The organism is Kitasatospora sp. NPDC088779, assembly GCF_040685395.1.
In the GTDB taxonomy this organism is placed as follows: Bacteria; Actinomycetota; Actinomycetes; order Streptomycetales; family Streptomycetaceae; genus Kitasatospora.
The window spans coordinates 94,613-111,039 of sequence record NZ_JBFBHW010000019.1 but is presented as its reverse complement, the minus strand read 5'-3'; the positions used below and the strand labels follow the sequence as shown (position 1 = coordinate 111,039).

Sequence of the window (16,427 nt, the reverse complement as noted above, 5' to 3'; positions counted from 1 at the left end):
ATTCAAGTCGGACAACGATGTGAGGGGGCGGGAGAGGCCTGCCAGGGGTGGTGAACGTGGACACGCGGCCGAACGGGACACGGCGCAAGGCCCGACTGGGCAGACCGGAGCGGTTCGTCGATCCGCAGGCCGGTCCGGTGGAGCGGCTCGCCTGGGAGCTGCGCCAGCTACGGGACCGGTCGGGCGCACCGAGCTACCGCGCGCTGGCGAAGGAGTCGCACTACTCCGCCAGCACGCTGGCGGAGGCAGCGAAGGGCGAGCGCCTGCCGTCGCTGGCCGTGGTGCTCGCCTACGCGCGGGTGTGCGGCGGGGAGAAGGCGGAGTGGGAGGCCCGCTGGCTGGCGGCTTCCCGGGCCGTCCAAGGGCCGTCCGCCACGGCGCAGGACGGCGACAAGGACCGCGCGGACGGGGGCGACCCCGCTCACTGCCCGTACCTGGGACTGGCCGCGTTCGGCACGGGGGACGCCGACATCTTCTTCGGCCGGTCGGAACTGGTGAGCCACCTGGTCCGGCACGTGGGTGACCACCGGCTGACGGCAGTCGTCGGCGCCTCCGGCAGCGGCAAGTCCTCGCTGCTGCGGGCCGGGCTGCTCCCCCGGCTCGACGAGTCCTGGCACACCGCGCCGCTGGTCCCCGGCGACCACCCGCTACGGGCGCTGGCCCTGGCGGTCTGCGCCCTGACGGGCGGTGACGCGGAGGCACTGTCCCGCGCGCTGGCCGACGAGCCCGCGGCCCTGGGGATCGCGCTGGACACCTGGCTGGTCACGCAGCCCGCCGACCGGCGCGTCGTCCTCGTCGTCGACCAGTTCGAGGAGCTCTTCACCACCTGCGCGGACGTCGGGGAGCGGGAAGCGGCCCTGGCCTGCCTGGCCTGGACGGCCGGCGACCGCACGGCCGTCGACGGGACGGCCGACGGCCACACAGCCGGCGACGGAGCGGCCGGGGCCGGCGCGGCCGAGGCCCGGGTACGGGTCGTCATCAGCGTGCGCGCCGACTTCTACGACCGCTGCCTCGCCCACCCCGCCCTGGCCGCCGCCCTCCGCTCCGGCGCCCAACTGCCGGTCGGCGCACCCACCCGGGCCGAGCTGCGGGACATCGTCGTCGAACCCGCGGCCCGAGCGGGCGTCGTGGTGGACCCGGACCTGCTCGAGGCCGTCCTCGCGGAGGCCACCGGCCAGCCCGGCGCGCTGCCGCTGGTGGCCCACGCGATGCGCGAGACCTGGACCAGGCACCGCGGGACCGTCCTGCGGCTGGCCGACTACCGGGCCACCGGCGGCATGCGGGGAGCCATCACCCAGACCGCCGAGGCCATGTACGCCGCTCTCCCGCCGGGCCACCAGGAGGCCATGCGGCTGCTGTTCCTCCGGCTCACCGCCCCGGGCGAGGGCACCGAGGACACCCGCCGCCGCCTGGCCCGGAAGGAACTCGACGGCCTCGCCGACGCCGCGACCGTCGACGACCTCCTGCACCGGCTCGCCGCCGCCCGCCTGATCGTCCTGGCCGACGGCACCGTCGACGTCGCCCACGAAGCGGTCATCCGCGCCTGGCCTCGGCTGCGCCACTGGCTCGACGTCGACCGCGAGGCCCTGCGGACACACCGCCGGCTCACCCAGGCCGCCCTGACCTGGAACGAACTCCAGCGCGACCCGGGCGCGTTGTACCGGGGAGCACAGCTCGCCACCGCCTGGAGCTGGTCCCGTACCCGCGGCGCGGCGCTCAACCGGCTTGAGTCCGCCTTCCTGGACGCCAGCACCGCGGCGGACGGCCAGCGTGGCCGTCGCCGGCGCCGGACGGTCGTGGCGCTGGCCGTCCTGACCGTGCTCTCCCTGGTGCTGGCGGTGACCGCGTTCGTCCAGGGGGAGCAGTCCGACGCGCAGCGCCGCGTCGCGGTCTCCCGCGAACGGGCCGCCCAATCCAGGCAACTCCTCGAAACGCAGCCCGAGGCCGCGGCGCTGGTCGCGCTGGAGGGCTACCGGACGGCCCGCACCACCGAGGCCCGCGGCAGCCTGCTGAGCGCCTACGCCGCCTACTCCTCCAACCAGTTCACCGGTCACACCGGCACCGTGACGGCGGTGGCGTACGCGCCCGACGGCCGCACCCTGGCCACCGGCAGCGCCGACCACACCGTGAAGCTGTGGGACACCACCACCCACCGCATGCTCGCCACCCTGACCGGCCACACCGGCATCGTCAACACGGTCGCCTTCAGCCCCGACGGCCGCACCCTGGCCAGCGCCGGCGCCGACCGCACCGTACGGCTGTGGGACGTCGCCTCCGACCGCACGACGGGCATCCTCACCGGCCACACCGGCGCCGTCTCCTCGGCGGTGTTCTCGCCCGACGGACACACCCTGGCCACCGCCGGGTACGACCAGACCGCCCGGCTGTGGGACGTGGCGTCCCAGCGCGCCCTCACGACGCTCACCGGTCACGCCGGTTCCGTACGAGCGGTGGCGTACGCGCCCGACGGCCGCACCCTGGCCACCAGCGGCGCCGACCACACCGTGAAGCTGTGGGACACCACCACCCACCGCATGCTCGCCACCCTGACCGGCCACACCGGCGCCGTCGGCACCGTCGCCTTCAGCCCCGACGGCCGCACCCTGGCCAGCGCCGGCGCCGACCGCGCCGTGCGGCTGTGGGACGTGGCGTCGCACGACACCACGGCCGTCCTCAACGGGCACACGCAGGAGGTGAGCCAGGCCGCGTTCACCGCCGACGGCCGCACCCTGACCACGATCGGCCAGGACAACACGGTCGCCCTGTGGGACGTGGCCGAGCGCCGACTGACCGCCACCCTCCACGAGACCAACACATCCGCCCCCGCGCTGGCGCTCTCCCCCGACGGCAACGAGCTGGCCACCACCGCCACCGACAACATCGTCCACACGTGGGACCTCAAGAGCCGCCAGATCGCCGCCACCTTCAGCGCGACGAACGACCTGGACACCCTCGCGACCGTCGCCACCTACGCCCCCGACGGCCGGACCCTCGCCATCGGCCACACCGACGGCTCCGTCACCTCGTGGACCACCGCTCCGCTGCGCCCCGCCGTGACCTTCGCGGCGCACAGCCAGGGCATCATGCACCTGGCGTTCTCCCCGGACGGCCTCCTGCTGGCCGCCGCGAGCTCCGACCGCACGGCACGCCTGTGGGACGCCGCGTCAGGCCGCCCGGTCGCCACCCTCGAAGGCCACACCGACCAGGTGTCGAGCGTCGCCTTCTCCCCCGACGGCCGCACCCTGGCCACCAGCAGCCTCGACACGACCGTACGCCTGTGGGACGTGGCGACCCACCAGACGACAGCGGTCCTCCAGGGGCACACCAGCCTGGTCTCCAAGGCCGTCTTCGCCCCCGACGGACGCACCCTGGCCACCGCCGGGTACGACGGGACGGTGCGCCTGTGGGACCTGGCCACGCACCGCACCGTCGCCGTCCTGTCCGAGAACACCAACGCCATCGCTTCCCTGGCCTTCTCCCCCGACGGCCGCACCCTGGCCACCGGCAGCTCCGACGCCACCGTGCGCCTGTGGGACGTGGCGCAGCGCCGGACGGTCGCCACCCTCACCGGCCACATCAACACCGTCTTCTCCGTCACCTTCAGCGCCGACGGCCGCACGCTGGCCAGCACGGACGCCAGCGGCACGGTGTGCCTGTGGGACGTGGCATCACAGCAGGTCACGGCACTGCTCGTCGGTCACACCAGAGCCGTGCACACGGCCGCCTTCAGCCCCGACCAGAGCACGCTCCTCACCGCCGCCAGCGACGGAGCACGGCTGTGGCCCACGGACGCGGACCGGACCGCCGACCGCATCTGCGACCTGAGCCGGAGCAACCACTGGCCCGAATCCCTCTCCGGTTCCGCCACGGGCGACGCCTGCCGGTGAGCTCCGAGTCGTTGACGTAGCCCGCGCCCACAGCGCACCCGCCCACCCACAGCTCTCCTGCTTCGCCGCCCGCACCCGCCCGCACCCGCCCGAACGCCGGATGTGCCACGAAGACACCGCCAACCCCCCGTTGCGCGGATCGTCGGAGCGGGCGGACGGGCCGGGGCGCCGGTCGCGGTCCGTCAGTTGGGCATCGGGCGCGGGCGGCTGGCGGGGGGATCCGAGGGGATGTCGTCCACGCTGGGCAGGTTCTTCAGGAGCCAGTGGACGCTGTTGTCACCGCCGAGTTCGGGGAAGTCGACGACGGCGGTCTCGCAGAGCCAGATCAGGTGCTCCTTCATGGTCCGGTGCCCCTTGGCCTTCTGCTCCGCGGCGAAGTCGTAGTACTCGAAGGTGGGAGCGGCACAGGCTCCGTCCCAGGCGGGGTCGTCGCTGCCCGAGGTCGTCATGAGGAGTTCCGCGATGGGGTAGAGCACACCGCTCATCGAGGCGATGAAGGTGCGTTCCAGGTGGTAACGGGTGCTCGTCCGGTTCGGGTTGAGGTTCGACCGGACGGCGTAGAGCTTGTCGAGCATGGCCAGGGTGTAGCAGTAGGCGGCATTGAAGAGGAGGGCCAGGCCTCCGGCCGGTCCGGAGAAGTCCTTCACCCGGGGATCGCCGGGGACGTTGCGGACCTGCCCGATGACCTCGATGCCCTGTTCGATCCTCTTGAACTTCGCGTAGTGCGAGAGCTCGTCGAGGCCGGGTCGCGGGTTGACGGGGTCGATCGGGACGGTGGCCTTCTTCGGGTCCACGCCCTCGCCCTGCTCGATCACGATCTTCAAGGCGGTCTGGGCCGTGTCAAGGTCGGTGATGACCACGGGTTCGCCGCCGCCGTCATGGTTCCAGTACGCGCTCTCGTACTGCCAGGGGGCGTTTGCCTTCGCGTACTTCCACACGCCGTCCGGGTCGACCTGGGTCAGGTGCTTGAGGCCCTCTTCGATCGCCCGGTAGAACTGGCCGAGCGTGTTGTACTCGTCCGGTTGCGGCTCGGCGCCCTTCTCGGCGGGCAGTTCCAGCGGCAGGAACACCCGGGTCATCAGGTCCTTGCTGCACCGCTCCAGGTGAAGGGTCAACGGCGGAGTCCGATGGAGCATCTTGCTCGGGTACTTGGTGATGAAGTCCGGGTCGTAGAAGACGATCCGGTCCGCTCCGCCGAGCGCGACCGCCAGGTTGCGCACCAGGCACAGGTGCAGCATCTCCTCGATCGCGATGCTGATGATCGTGCGCTGGGCGGAGATTCCCGGGTCCCACTGGCTGTGGCCCTTGGTCCCGATGGAGTAGGCCGCGTACAGGTACATCGGGATCGTGGACAGCTCGACCTGGGCCGCCTGATGCAGGTGGTCGAGCAAGGCGTCGATGTCCTCGATCGGCCGGTCGGCCTTGATCGTGTCGATCGGGGTGACGGCGAAGGGGATGTCGGCCAGGCGACGGGTGGCGGACTTGGTGGCATCGGTCGTCATACCTCGGCTCCGTTCGGTTCCGGGCGCTCGTGGCGCGGTGAGGGCGGTGCGGGTGGCGGACCGGCCCGGTCGGGGCGGTCGACTCGGTCGGGGCGGCCGGGGAACCCAGCCCGGGAGGCGAGGAGCGTGCGCCGGACGTCCTCGGTCAGCTCCGTCACGTGGACGCCGTGGTCCCGGCGGCGCAGCAGCAGGAGTACGGGGCGTGCGGCCGGCGGCTGCGGGTCCTCGCCGCGGGCCACCGCGGCCGCGTAGCGGTGCACGGGGTGCCGACAGGCCAGCACTCGGCACGCGCGGTCCGGCTCGGCGTCGTACACCTCGGCGAAAGCCCTTTCATATCCCGCGAGTTCGACGATCAGCTGGACCCAGGGATCGACGTCGTGGCCCGGTGGGTCGCGGTCGGGTCTGGTGGTCGCGAGGTGCGACGCGAAGCCGTCGGCGAAGTGCTCCAGGGTCCAGCTGCGGGACGGGCAGGTGTTCAGGTACTCGGTGGCGAGCGCGTCGAAGGCCTCCGGCCCCAGGAGTCGGCGCAGCGCGGGGAAGCAGGAGCGCAGGCAGGCCAGTAGGCGCAGCCGGTAACCGCGGCGGTAGATGTCCAGCCGCTCGCCGGCGGTGAGCCGGCTGGACGGCGTGAGCACCTGGGCGGTGGCCTCGCCGCCCTCCTGGTCCGGGCCGGTGGCGTGGAGGACGGCGGCCTGCAGCCAGTGCTGGAGTTCGGCCAGGTGCGCCGGCGCTCCTTCGACCGTCGACATGTCAGACTCCCGTCGCGACGGGGATGTTCGCCGGATCGAGGGCCCGCTGGCGCGCCTTTCCGAGTTCCGCCACCAGCTCGGGGAAGGGCGGCAGGCGGTCGTCCCACTCCAGCAGGGTGGACACGGGCCCGGTCAGCGCGATCGCCGCGTCGTACAGCTCCCACACGGCCGGTGCGACCGGTCCGTCATGGGTGTCGATCAGATGTGTGCCCGCGTCGGTGTGACCGGCCAGATGGATCTGTACCACCCGGTCGTGCGGGAGCGCTCCGAGGTATGCGCGCGGATCGGTGTCGTGGTTGACGGCCGACACGTAGACGTTGTTGACGTCCAGCAGGAGCCCACAGTCGGCCTCGACCGCCAGCCGCGCGACGAACTCCTCCTCCGGCATGGTCGATGCGGCGAAGCCCACGTACGTGCTGGGGTTCTCCAGCACCAGCGGGCGCTCCAGGAAGTCCTGCACGGTCCTGACCCGTCGCACCAGATGCGTCAGCGCGGCCTCGGTGAAGGGGACCGGCAGCAGGTCGTGGGTGTTGAGCCCGGCGACCCCGGTGAAGCACACGTGGTCCGACACCCAGGCGGCGCCCACCGTGTCGGCCAGCCGCCGGAGCCGCCCCAGGTAGTCGAAGTCCAGGGGCTCCACGCTGCCGATCGACAGCGACACCCCGTGCATGACCAGGGAGTGCCGCTCGGCGACCCGGTCCAGTACGTGACGCGGGTGGCCGTGGGAGTCGAGGTAGTTCTCGGAGATGATCTCCAGCCACTCGGCGCCCAGCCCATCACCGAGGTGGTCCAGTACGTACCGGTGGTGCGGGCCGCGCAGGCCGACACCGAACCCCAGGTTCGGCAGGTCGAAGCGGGACACCCGGTCGATCCGCTCGCCCTGGTGGGGCTCCGTCACGCGGTCGCCTCGTCCGACGGCAGCGGCAGCACCTGCGGCTTGCTCCGGTCGAGCCTCTTCTTCCTCCGCTCGGCCTCGTTCACCTCGTACGGCGGGACCAGGTCGTCCGGGTAGCCCTCGCCCGGGGACGGGCCGAACGGGAGGCCGGCGGCGTACATCCGGGCCTCGAACAGCTGGCGGGCGAGCTTCCAGACGCTCTTGCCCTTCAGCGGGCCGCCCGCGAACACCCGGCTGACATTGATCGGGCTCGCACAGCTGCCGTTCTGCCGACAGGCCTGCTCGCCCGGCTTGGCGAGTTCCGCGTCGGGGCCGGTGTAGCCGCACCCGCCCTGCCCGCGGCACTCGTTGGCGCCGTGGCACACGTGCAGGACGGTGGCACAGGCTCCCATGCCCGCCATCGGCGCCTTCTCGTCGATGTCGTGGTTGCGGCAGGCGTTCAAGCCCATGCACACATGGAGCTCAAGGGCCTTCTGCAGCTCGGCCGCGGACACGCGCGGCCCGCCGGCCTCGTGCGCGGCGTGCCGCAGCGCGATCCCGTCGTCGCCGCCGAGGATCACGCGCTCGATCTCCGCCAGTTCCCCGGGGCTCAGATCCGGGAAGCCGTCACCGCCGGCCGCCCTGCCACTGTTCTCCCTGCCACTCACGAGTACCTCCTCGATCGCCTTGGGTCGGGCACGCACGGCAGTGCGATCTCACTGCGCTGTCACACGATGTGACGCGCGCCACAGTCGCCAAGGTCATCACAGCCGGAGGCGGGCTGGATAGCGCCAAATGAGTAGTGTGCGAATTATTCCTGCGGAGCGAGCTCCGGGCGCTGCGCGGGGCAGGCGGTTCGGACGGCGGCCCTGGTCCGGGGTGCTGCGCGGGCGGCTACGCGTCGAGCGGGATGGTGCCGAGGGCGACGGTGAAGCAGGCGCCGCCCTCGGGGCCGTGGCCGTGGACGGTGATGGTGGCGCCGAGCCGGTCGGTGAGGCGACGGGTGATGGCCAGGCCGAGGCCGGTGCCGCCGGGGCGGGTGCCCGCATAGCGGGAGTGCAGGGCGCCGGGTTCGAAGGCGACCCGGACGTCCTCGTCGGTCAGGCCGGGGCCGCCGTCGCGGACCTGTAGCTCGGTGTCGCCGCTGTCCGTTCGGCGCAGGGCCAGCACCACGGGGGCGCCGGGCGGCGAGATCCGCACGGCGTTGCCGATCAGACCGTCGAGCAACTGGCGGACCCGGAATCCGTCGGTGACCGTGATCACGGGTTCCCCGGCCGTTTCCACCCGCAGGTGGAGTTCGCTCTGCCGGACCCTCTGGTCCCAGGCTTGCGCGGTCTCACGGACGAGGGCGGTGAGGTCGGTGGGTTCGCGGGTGATGGGGAAGTCGTCGGCGTCCAGGCGTGCGAGTTCGAGCAGGTCGGAGACGAAGCGGTCCAGGCGTCTGGTCTCGGTCAGGAGGATCTGGCCGACCTGGGCCTGCTGCCCGGGTTCGACGACCCCGTCGGTGAGGGCCTCGGCGTAGCCCTGGAGTGCGGTGAGGGGGGTACGGATCTCGTGGGAGATCGAGGTCAGGAAGTCGCGCTGGCGTTGTTCGCTGCGTTCGAGGGCGGCGCCCAGTGCGTTCAGGGCCTGGGCGACGTCACGGGCCTCGGTGGGGCCGTCGGCCTCGCAGCGCAGGCCGCGTTCACCTGCGGCGAGTCGGTGGGCGACACCGGCCGCCGCGACCAGGGGGCGGGCGATGCGGCGGGCCAGCAGGGCTCCGGCGAGGGCGGCTCCGACCAGGCCCGCGACCAGGGGGAGCGTCAGACTGCCGCGCATCCGGCCGGCAGCCGCATCGACCTCGGTGAACGGCTGGGTCAGCACGACAGCGCCGCCGTTGCTTGCCGGGTGTCCCTGGACGAGTACGCGCTGGTCGCCGAGCGAGGCCGTGGCGGAGAGCGTCCGTCCGGCGAGCAGCGCGTCCCGGTCGGCCGGGGCGACGGCCTGCGCCGCGGGGCCGTCCACGTGTCCGTCGGGATCGACGACGGCGACCAGGACGCCGGTGGCCCCGGTCAGCCGTTGGGTCTGGTCGAGGAGCAGCACGGACAGGTTGGGAGCGAGGCTGAGCACGGTGGCCTGCCGGGACAGGCGCTCCCGGTACTGGGACTCAGCGTTGGAGAAGGCGGTCTGCCAGGCCGCGACCCCCGCCAGTAGCACGGCCGTGGCTGCCACCACGGTGGCGAGCAGGACCAGGCTGCCGGTGAGGGAGCCCGCGCGCAGGCGCCTCACCGCTCCGGCTCCTGGGCGCTGTAGCCGATCCCCCGCACGGTGCGGATCGGGCTGGCGTCGCCGAGCTTGGCGCGCAGCTGCGAGACGTAGACGTCGACGACCCGGCTGTCGCCGTAGTCGGCCTGCCCCCAGACCTGGGCACGGAGCTGCTCGCGGCTGAAGACCTGACCGGGCCGGGCCAGCAGGTGGGCGAGCAGGTTGAACTCGGTGGTGGTCAGCTCCAGCGGTTCGCCGTCGCAGAGCACCGTGCGGCGACCGGGGTCCAGGCGCAGCCGGCTGCCGCCCAGGACGGCCGAGACCGGTGGGCCGGCGGTGCGGCGCAGCACCGCCTTGACCCGGGCGACCAGCTCGCGGGGCGAGAACGGTTTGGTGAGGTAGTCGTCGGCACCGATCTCCAGGCCGAGGATCCGGTCGGCCTCCTCGTCCCGGGCGGTGACCAGGATGACGGGCGTCCAGTCGTCGGCGGCGCGCAGCCGGCGGCAGAAGTCCGTGCCGTCCAGCCCGGGCAGCCCGATGTCGAGAACGATCGCCACCGGCCGCAGCCGTGCCACGGCGGCCAACCCGGCGGTGCCGTCGGCCTCGGTGTGGACGCCGAAGCCCTCGCGGGTGAGGTACAGGCGCTGGAGGTCGGCGATGTGGCGCTCGTCCTCCACCACCAGCACAAGGCCCTTGCTCTGTGTCATCTGTCCGGTGTCACCGCAGTCTCCCCGCGCCGCGGCACCCATCCCGCGGCTGCTTGGCCAGTCGCGCGTGCCACGGCTTCGAACTGCACCGATGCTAACCCGCGGGCCGTCACCGTCCGGCGGACCGACGGCGATCCTTACAAGGCCCGAACACAGGCCGAACCTTCGCCTTGCACAACGGCGACAGGATGCTTCCGACCTCGCCGACCGGCGGGGTCGGGACAAGGGAGAGCAGTCGTGCTCACGGGCTCCAGATCCCTCGTGCTGCTCGGCGTCTGTGTTGCGGCCCTCCTGATCGTCGCGGTCGTCGTGCTGCTCACGCGCACCGGTCGCGCCCCGTCCCCAGGACAACGGCCGACCACAGGACGCCGCCGGGACCGCACCGGGCCGCCCGCCCCCCTCCGACGCCCCGACAACGACAGCAGGACAATGATGACCATCCGTCCAGAACCGGCCCGAACCGCCACCGCGCGGCTGGGCCGCCTCCGCCGCCCGACCACCCGGCGAGGCCGGATCACTCGCGCCGTCGTCCTGCCCGTGGCCGCCGTTCTGGCCCTCGCCGGGGGCGGCGAGGCCGTCACCCGGCACGTCCTGAAGAGCCGGATCGCCGACCGCATGGGAAAGGCGCTCGACACCCGGGTGACGGTCGACACCGGCGCCGGCCCGGCGCTGCTCGCGATCCTCGACCGGCACCTGGATCACGTCACGCTCGGCGCGGACGACGCCCACGTCGGCTCACTCACGGGCGCCTCGGTCCGCATCACGCTCGACGACCTCCACCTGGCCGAGCCCGCGACGGCGTCCGACGTCCGGGCCACCGTCACGATCCCCGCCGACTCCCTGGCGGGAGCGATCCACGACTCGGGCCAGGGCGTTCCCGTCAGCAGCACCCGGACCGACCCCGCCACCGGTACCCTCCTGCTCGCCCTGGGCCCGGGTGGCATGGGCCAGTTGACGCTGAAGCCCGCCCTGGCCGACGGCCGGGTCACCATCACCGCCACCAGCCTGCAGTTCCTCGGCCGAACGATCACCGGTCCCCAGCTCGACCAGATCAACACCAAGCTCACCGCGCGGAACCGACAAGCCGACTACCCCCTGTCCCTCAAGCCCGTCTCACTCACCGTCACACCGACCGGACTCGCCCTCACCCTGGCCTCCGGCCCCACCACGCTGAAGCAGCCATGAACCAGGAACCGACCCCGGCGATGACCGACCCCACGACACCGCCGTCCAGCCACCCCACGACACCACCGTCCAGCCGCCGCACCCGCCTGCGCCGACGCATCGTCGTCGCCGTCACGGGCCTGCTCGTCCTCACTCTCACCGCGGCGTCCGGCGCGCTGTGGCTACTGACCGGCAAGTTGCTGCACCCCACCGACGACACCCCGCTGAACACCCGCGTCATCGCCGTGGGGAACGCGACGGTGACCCTTCCCGCCACCGACGAGAGCCGCTACACCGGCACCTACGGCCTGGTCTGGCAGGACAGCGGATCCGCACAGCGGCGCTCGGGAGAACTCGGCCGCGTCCTCGCCTCGGACGGCAAGACCGTCACCCGCGAACTCCAGGCCACCACCCCACCCGCCGTCGGCGCCAAGGCGAAGATCATCGTCACCGTGTGGAACTCGGACCCGCGCCGAGCGGTGGGGCTGGACTACCAGGACGTCAGCTACCCCGGTGACCTGGGCCCGATGCCCGCCTGGTACCTCCCGGGCTCGCGCAGCACCTGGGTCATCCAGGTCCACGGGCTCGGCGCCGGCCGCAGCGCGGGCCTGCGGACGATGCCCGGACTGCACGACCTCGGCTACCCTATCCTCGACATCACCTACCGCAACGACCCCGGCGCACCCCGCGACTCCAACGGCAGCCGACAACTCGGCAACACGGAATGGCGCGACCTCGACGCCGCCGTCGGCTACGCCCGCGCCCACGGAGCCTCCGGCGTGGTGCTCTACGGGTTCTCCATGGGCGGCGCCATCGTCGAGAACTACCTTCAGCGCGCCCAGGACACCAGCGCGGTCCGCTCAGTCGTCCTCGACTCACCCGCACTCGACTACCGGGCGGCCATCGACACGATCGCCACCGGCCTCGGACTCCCGTTCCCCATCGCCGACCTCACGGCCCCCTTCATCCGCTTCCGAGCCGGAGTGGACCTCGACCAGGTCGACACCCTGGCGGCGAACCGGCGCGACGGCGGCCCCGAACAGCCCGTGCTGCTCTTCCACGGCACCGCCGACACACTCGTCCCGTACGCCGGCAGCGCCCGGTTCGCCCGCGACTGGCCGGACAAGGTCCGACTCGTCACCGTCCCCGGGGCCGGCCACACCGGCTCCTGGAACGCCGACCCCGCCCGGTACGACAAAGAGCTCGCCGACTTCCTCGGTCAGCACTCCTGACCACGTCCCGGGCACCGCGCCGCAACGCCGAACAGCCCCACTGACACACCAGCCGTCCCACCAAGGAGGCAACCGATGAGCCGAACCCGCCCCGCAGCCCTCGCGGCCGCGCTCCTCACCCTGACGACCACCGCACTCGCCGCCACCACCGGCACCGCCCACGCCGCCCACGCCGCCACCGTCAACTACGTGGCCCTCGGCGACTCCTACTCCGCGGGCGGCGGATCATCCAGCACGTACCTCAACAGCTGCAACCAGAGCACCAACGCGTACCCGTACCTCTACGCCCAGTCCACCTCACCGGCCACCTTCGACTTCCAGGCCTGCGGCGGCGCCACCACCACCGACGTCGTGAACAACCAACTCGCCCCGCTCACTTCCGGCACCACCTTGGTCAGCATGACCATCGGCGGCAACGACGTCGGCCTGCGCGACGTACTGGCCTCCTGCCTGCTCGGCAGCGACGCCGCCTGCCTCAGCGCCGTCTCCTCCGCAGAGAACACCGCCCGCACCCAGCTCCCCGGCGAACTCGACACCGTCTACGGCGCCATCCGCTCCCGCGCCGCCAACGCCCACGTGGTGATCCTCGGCTACCCCCGCTTCTACGACCCCGGCGCCCCCCTCTGCCCGGGGATCAGCCCGGCCAGGCGTGCTGCCCTCAACGACGGCGCCGACGTCCTGAACAGCGTCATCCAGAGCGAGGCCGCCAAGTACCCGAACTTCGCCTACGCGGATGTGACCAGCCGGTTCGCCGGCCACCAGCTCTGCGACCCCGCTCCCTGGCTGCACGCCCTGAACTGGCCGATCGGACAGTCCTTCCACCCGACCGCCGCCGGCCAGGCCGGCGCCTACCTCCCGGCTCTGGAAGCAAACGGCTGACGCAGCCCCGCCGCCCGCCGCCATCGGACGGCGGCGGACGGCGGACGGCCGGCGCCCGGCCGGCGGTGGGCATCAGGAGGGCAGGGTCCAGCGCTGGTTGGGGCCGCCGTGGCAGTCCCAGATCTGCAGCCTGGTCCAGTCGGCGCCGCTGCCGTCGCGGGCGTCGAGGCAGCGGCCGGAGGCCGGGTTGAGGAGCGTGCCGTCCGGGCGTGGCTGCCAGCGCTGGGCGCCGGTGCCGTTGCAGTCGTAGAGCTGGGCGGGCGTCCCGGCGGCGGTCCAGCCGTTGGTGACGTCCAGGCACTTGCCGAGGGCCCGCAGGGACTCGTCCTGCCCGACGGTCCAGTCCTGGGCGCCGGTGGAGTTGCAGCGGTAGAGCTGGACGGCGGTGCCGTTGGCCGTGTCGGCGCGGTTGAGGTCCACGCACTGCCCGGCGATGCCGGTCACCCGGCCGCTCGGGCGGGGGGTGGCCCAGCTCTGCTCGGCGCCCCCCGAGCAGGTCCGCAGCAGCAGCCGGCCGTCGGCGGCCGCGAGGCAGCGGCCGGACGCCGGGTGGAGGATCGAGGAGCCCGGGCCCGGGCGCCACACCTGGTCGGCGCCCGCGGTGCAGTCCCGCAGCCGGACGGCGGCGCCGTCGTCCGGGCCCGCCGGGGTCAGGCAGCCGTCGAGGGCGCGGACGGTGCCGTCCGAGCCGACCATGGCGTCCTGGGCCGCCGTGCCCGCGCAGCCGGCCAGCCGTACCGCCTCGTTGCCGTCCGCGGCGGCGGCGCCCGCGTCCAGACAGGACCCGTCGGCACCGGTGATCCGCCCGGACCAGGTGGAGACGACCGGAGAGCCCGGGACGTCCACCGCGCCCTGCAACTTCGGCGCGCGCGAGGAGGAGCCGACCATGAGGCCGTACCGCCCGCCGGGGACCTGCCAGCCGTGCACGCCGGGATCCCAGACCGCGAAGGAGGAGCGGTCCAGCGGCAGTTCCACGTGCGTCGACCGGCCGGGCGCCAGCGTGACCTTGTCGAAGGCCTTGAGCTGCTGCGGCGGCTCGCCGGCCGCGGACGGGAAGGAGACGTACAGCTGCGGCACCTCGGTGCCGGTCCGGGCGCCCTGGTTGGCGAGGTCGAAGCCGACCCGCACCCGGCCGGCGGCGTCCGGGCCGGTCACGGTGAGGTTGCTGTAGCCGAAGGTGGTGTACGAGAGGCCGTGGCCGAAGGGGAACAGCGGGGCGGTGGCGGTCGCGTCGTACCAGCGGTACCCGACCGCGAGCTGCTCGGTGTAGTGGTAGGCGCCGTCCGTGCCGGGGTACTGGGAGGCGTCCCGGATCGGCGTGGCCGCCACCGAGGTCGGGAAGGTGACGGGCAGCCGCCCCGCCGGATCGGCGTCGCCGAACAGCACGTCGGCGAGCGCGGTGCCGCTCTGCTCGCCCGGGTACCAGGCCTCGACCACCGCCGGCACCGCGTCCAGCCACGGCATGGTGACCGGCCCGCCGGTGTTGAGCACCACCACCGTCCGCGGGTTGGCGCGGGCGACGGCGCGGATCAGGGCGTCGTCCGCCGGGGCGAGGTCCAGCGAGCCGCGGTCCGCGCCCTCGGTCTCCTCGTCGCCGACCACCACCACCGCGACGTCCGCCCCGGCGGCCACCGAGGCGGCCGCGGCCGCGTCGTCGCCCGGGTGGTAGCGCACCGAGACGCCCGCACCGGCCCGGGCGGCAATGCCCTGGCGAGGCGTCACGACCTGGTCGGGGTAGGGGGCGACGTGCGAGGAGCCGTAGCCGCCGGTGTAGGCGTGGTCGGCCCACGGGCCGATCACCGCGACGGACGACAGGTGGGCGGCGTCCAGCGGCAGCACCGGCCCCTGGTTGCGCAGCAGCACCGTCCCGGCGGCGGCCGCCGCCCGGGCGTCGCGCGCGCCGGCGGCGGGGTCGGAGGCGGGCGGATCGGAGACGGGCGGATCGGAGACGGCCTGGCCCGAGCCGGAGCCGGGGCCGGAGCCGGGCGGCCGGCCGCCGTCCAGCGCCCCGGTCCGGACCATCAGCCGCAGCACCCGCCGCACCTGGTCGTCCAGGACGGCCGGGGCGAGCCGCCCGTCGGCCACGGCCGCGTTCAGGTCGGCGAAGTACGTCGTACCGCCGAACTCCTGGTCCAGCCCGCCCGCCGCGGCGTTCACCGAGGAGTGGGTGGCCGGGTAGTCGGAACCGATCACCCCGTCGAACCCCCAACGGCCCTTCAGCACGTCCCGCAGCAGCGGGAAGTTCTCGCACGCCCAGATGCTGTTGACCGGGTTGTAGCCGCACATCGCCGACCAGGCCCGGCCGTCCCGGACGGCCGCCCGGAAGGCGGGCAGCTCGATCTCGGCCAGCGTCCGCTCGTCCACCTCCGAGCTGTACGACTGCCGGTTGTTCTCCTGGTTGTTCGCCGCGAAGTGCTTCACCTGCGCCGCGACCCCCTGCGCCTGGATGCCGCGGACCTCCGCCGCCGCGACCCGCCCGGCGAGGAACGGGTCCTCCCCCAGCGTCTCGAAGTTCCGCCCGCCCTGCGGCACCCGCACGAGGTTCACCATCGGCGCGTACAGCACCTGGTAGCCGCGCGCCCGGGCCTCACGGCCCAGCACCGCGCCGTAGGTGGTGGCGAGCCCCGGGTCGAAGGCGGCGGCCAGCGACACCGGCGCCGGCAGCGCCGTCGCCGGTTGCCCGTCCCGCACGCCGGCCGGGCCGTCGGACAGCAGCAGCGGCGGGATGCCCAGCCGCGGCACGCCCCGGACGTAGCCGACCGCGTACACCCCGTTCGGTGCGGCGATCCCCTGTAGCAGCGTCGTCTTCTCGTCGGTGGTCAGCTGGCCGAGGAGCGCTTCGATCCTCTGCTCCGGCGACGGCCCGCCGTGCGACCACCCACCGTGCGACCCCCCATCCTGAGACCGCCCGCCGTGCGGCTGCGGACCGGCCGGTCCGGCGACCGCTGGGCACATGCCGGAGCCGGAGGCGGCCGCCAGGAGGCAGCCGCTGAGCCCGAAACGGAGTATTCGCGTCCACGAGGTGATACGCCGCATGGCAGCACCTTTCGACGAAGGCGGGCCGAGCCGGGAGGGCCGGGAAATGTGACGGCCAGTCAAATTTACGGCGCATTAACACTTACCGGCAGGTAGCGCGCAAGGGCGCGTCGGAGGCACCAAGGGCGCGAACGGTCACCGAGGGGCGCAGGC

11 protein-coding genes are annotated in these 16,427 nt (G+C 73.3%); 4 read left to right on the top strand and 7 right to left on the bottom strand.

Annotated elements, in window-relative coordinates; all coding sequences use genetic code 11:
• The first annotated feature begins 56 nt into the window (after window positions 1–56).
• Complete coding sequence (locus tag AB0P03_RS20125) at window positions 57–3,887, top strand: cytochrome D1 domain-containing protein (RefSeq protein WP_363630038.1); 3,831 nt, start codon at window positions 57–59, stop codon at window positions 3,885–3,887.
• Window positions 3,888–4,069: 182 nt separating this feature from the next.
• Here AB0P03_RS20125 and AB0P03_RS20120 read toward each other — a convergent pair whose 3' ends face one another.
• The 6 genes from AB0P03_RS20120 to AB0P03_RS20095 form a co-directional block, all read right to left on the bottom strand.
• Complete coding sequence (locus tag AB0P03_RS20120) at window positions 4,070–5,389, bottom strand: ferritin-like protein (RefSeq protein WP_363630036.1); 1,320 nt, start codon at window positions 5,387–5,389, stop codon at window positions 4,070–4,072.
• Window positions 5,386–6,138, bottom strand: coding sequence for a DNA-binding domain-containing protein (locus AB0P03_RS20115; RefSeq protein ID WP_363630034.1), 753 nt, complete (start codon window positions 6,136–6,138; stop codon window positions 5,386–5,388). The genes AB0P03_RS20120 and AB0P03_RS20115 overlap by 4 nt, the downstream gene beginning before the upstream one ends.
• A gap of 1 nt (window position 6,139) precedes the next feature.
• A complete protein-coding gene (locus AB0P03_RS20110) occupies window positions 6,140–7,036 on the bottom strand; it encodes a DUF692 domain-containing protein (protein ID WP_363583442.1) in 897 nt (298 codons plus the stop codon).
• Window positions 7,033–7,680: a hypothetical protein gene (locus AB0P03_RS20105; protein WP_363583440.1), complete on the bottom strand. Its 648-nt coding sequence runs from the start codon at window positions 7,678–7,680 to the stop codon at window positions 7,033–7,035. Before AB0P03_RS20105 ends, AB0P03_RS20110 begins: the two co-directional genes overlap by 4 nt.
• Window positions 7,681–7,906: 226 nt before the next feature.
• The gene (locus AB0P03_RS20100) at window positions 7,907–9,280 is read right to left on the bottom strand and encodes a HAMP domain-containing sensor histidine kinase (protein ID WP_363630032.1); all 1,374 of its coding nucleotides are present in this window, start codon (window positions 9,278–9,280) and stop codon (window positions 7,907–7,909) included.
• Window positions 9,277–9,963 carry a response regulator transcription factor gene (locus AB0P03_RS20095; RefSeq protein ID WP_363583436.1) on the bottom strand — a complete coding sequence of 229 codons (687 nt, stop codon included), beginning with the start codon at window positions 9,961–9,963 and terminating at the stop codon, window positions 9,277–9,279. The genes AB0P03_RS20100 and AB0P03_RS20095 overlap by 4 nt, the downstream gene beginning before the upstream one ends.
• A 432-nt stretch (window positions 9,964–10,395) precedes the next feature.
• On the opposite strand from AB0P03_RS20095, the gene AB0P03_RS20090 reads away from it, so the two are divergent.
• The 3 genes from AB0P03_RS20090 (at window position 10,396) to AB0P03_RS20080 (ending at window position 13,238) form a co-directional block, all read left to right on the top strand.
• The gene (locus AB0P03_RS20090) at window positions 10,396–11,148 is read left to right on the top strand and encodes a DUF2993 domain-containing protein (RefSeq protein ID WP_363630030.1); all 753 of its coding nucleotides are present in this window, start codon (window positions 10,396–10,398) and stop codon (window positions 11,146–11,148) included.
• Complete coding sequence (locus tag AB0P03_RS20085; RefSeq protein ID WP_363630028.1) at window positions 11,145–12,359, top strand: alpha/beta fold hydrolase; 1,215 nt, start codon at window positions 11,145–11,147, stop codon at window positions 12,357–12,359. Before AB0P03_RS20090 ends, AB0P03_RS20085 begins: the two co-directional genes overlap by 4 nt.
• A gap of 75 nt (window positions 12,360–12,434) precedes the next feature.
• Window positions 12,435–13,238 (top strand): SGNH/GDSL hydrolase family protein, encoded by an 804-nt coding sequence (locus AB0P03_RS20080; RefSeq protein ID WP_363630026.1) that lies wholly within the window; start codon window positions 12,435–12,437, stop codon window positions 13,236–13,238.
• A 72-nt stretch (window positions 13,239–13,310) separates the two neighbouring features.
• Here AB0P03_RS20080 and AB0P03_RS20075 read toward each other — a convergent pair whose 3' ends face one another.
• Window positions 13,311–16,274, bottom strand: a complete 2,964-nt coding sequence (locus AB0P03_RS20075; protein WP_363630024.1) for a glycoside hydrolase family 3 C-terminal domain-containing protein — start codon at window positions 16,272–16,274, stop codon at window positions 13,311–13,313.
• Window positions 16,275–16,427 lie beyond the last annotated feature (153 nt).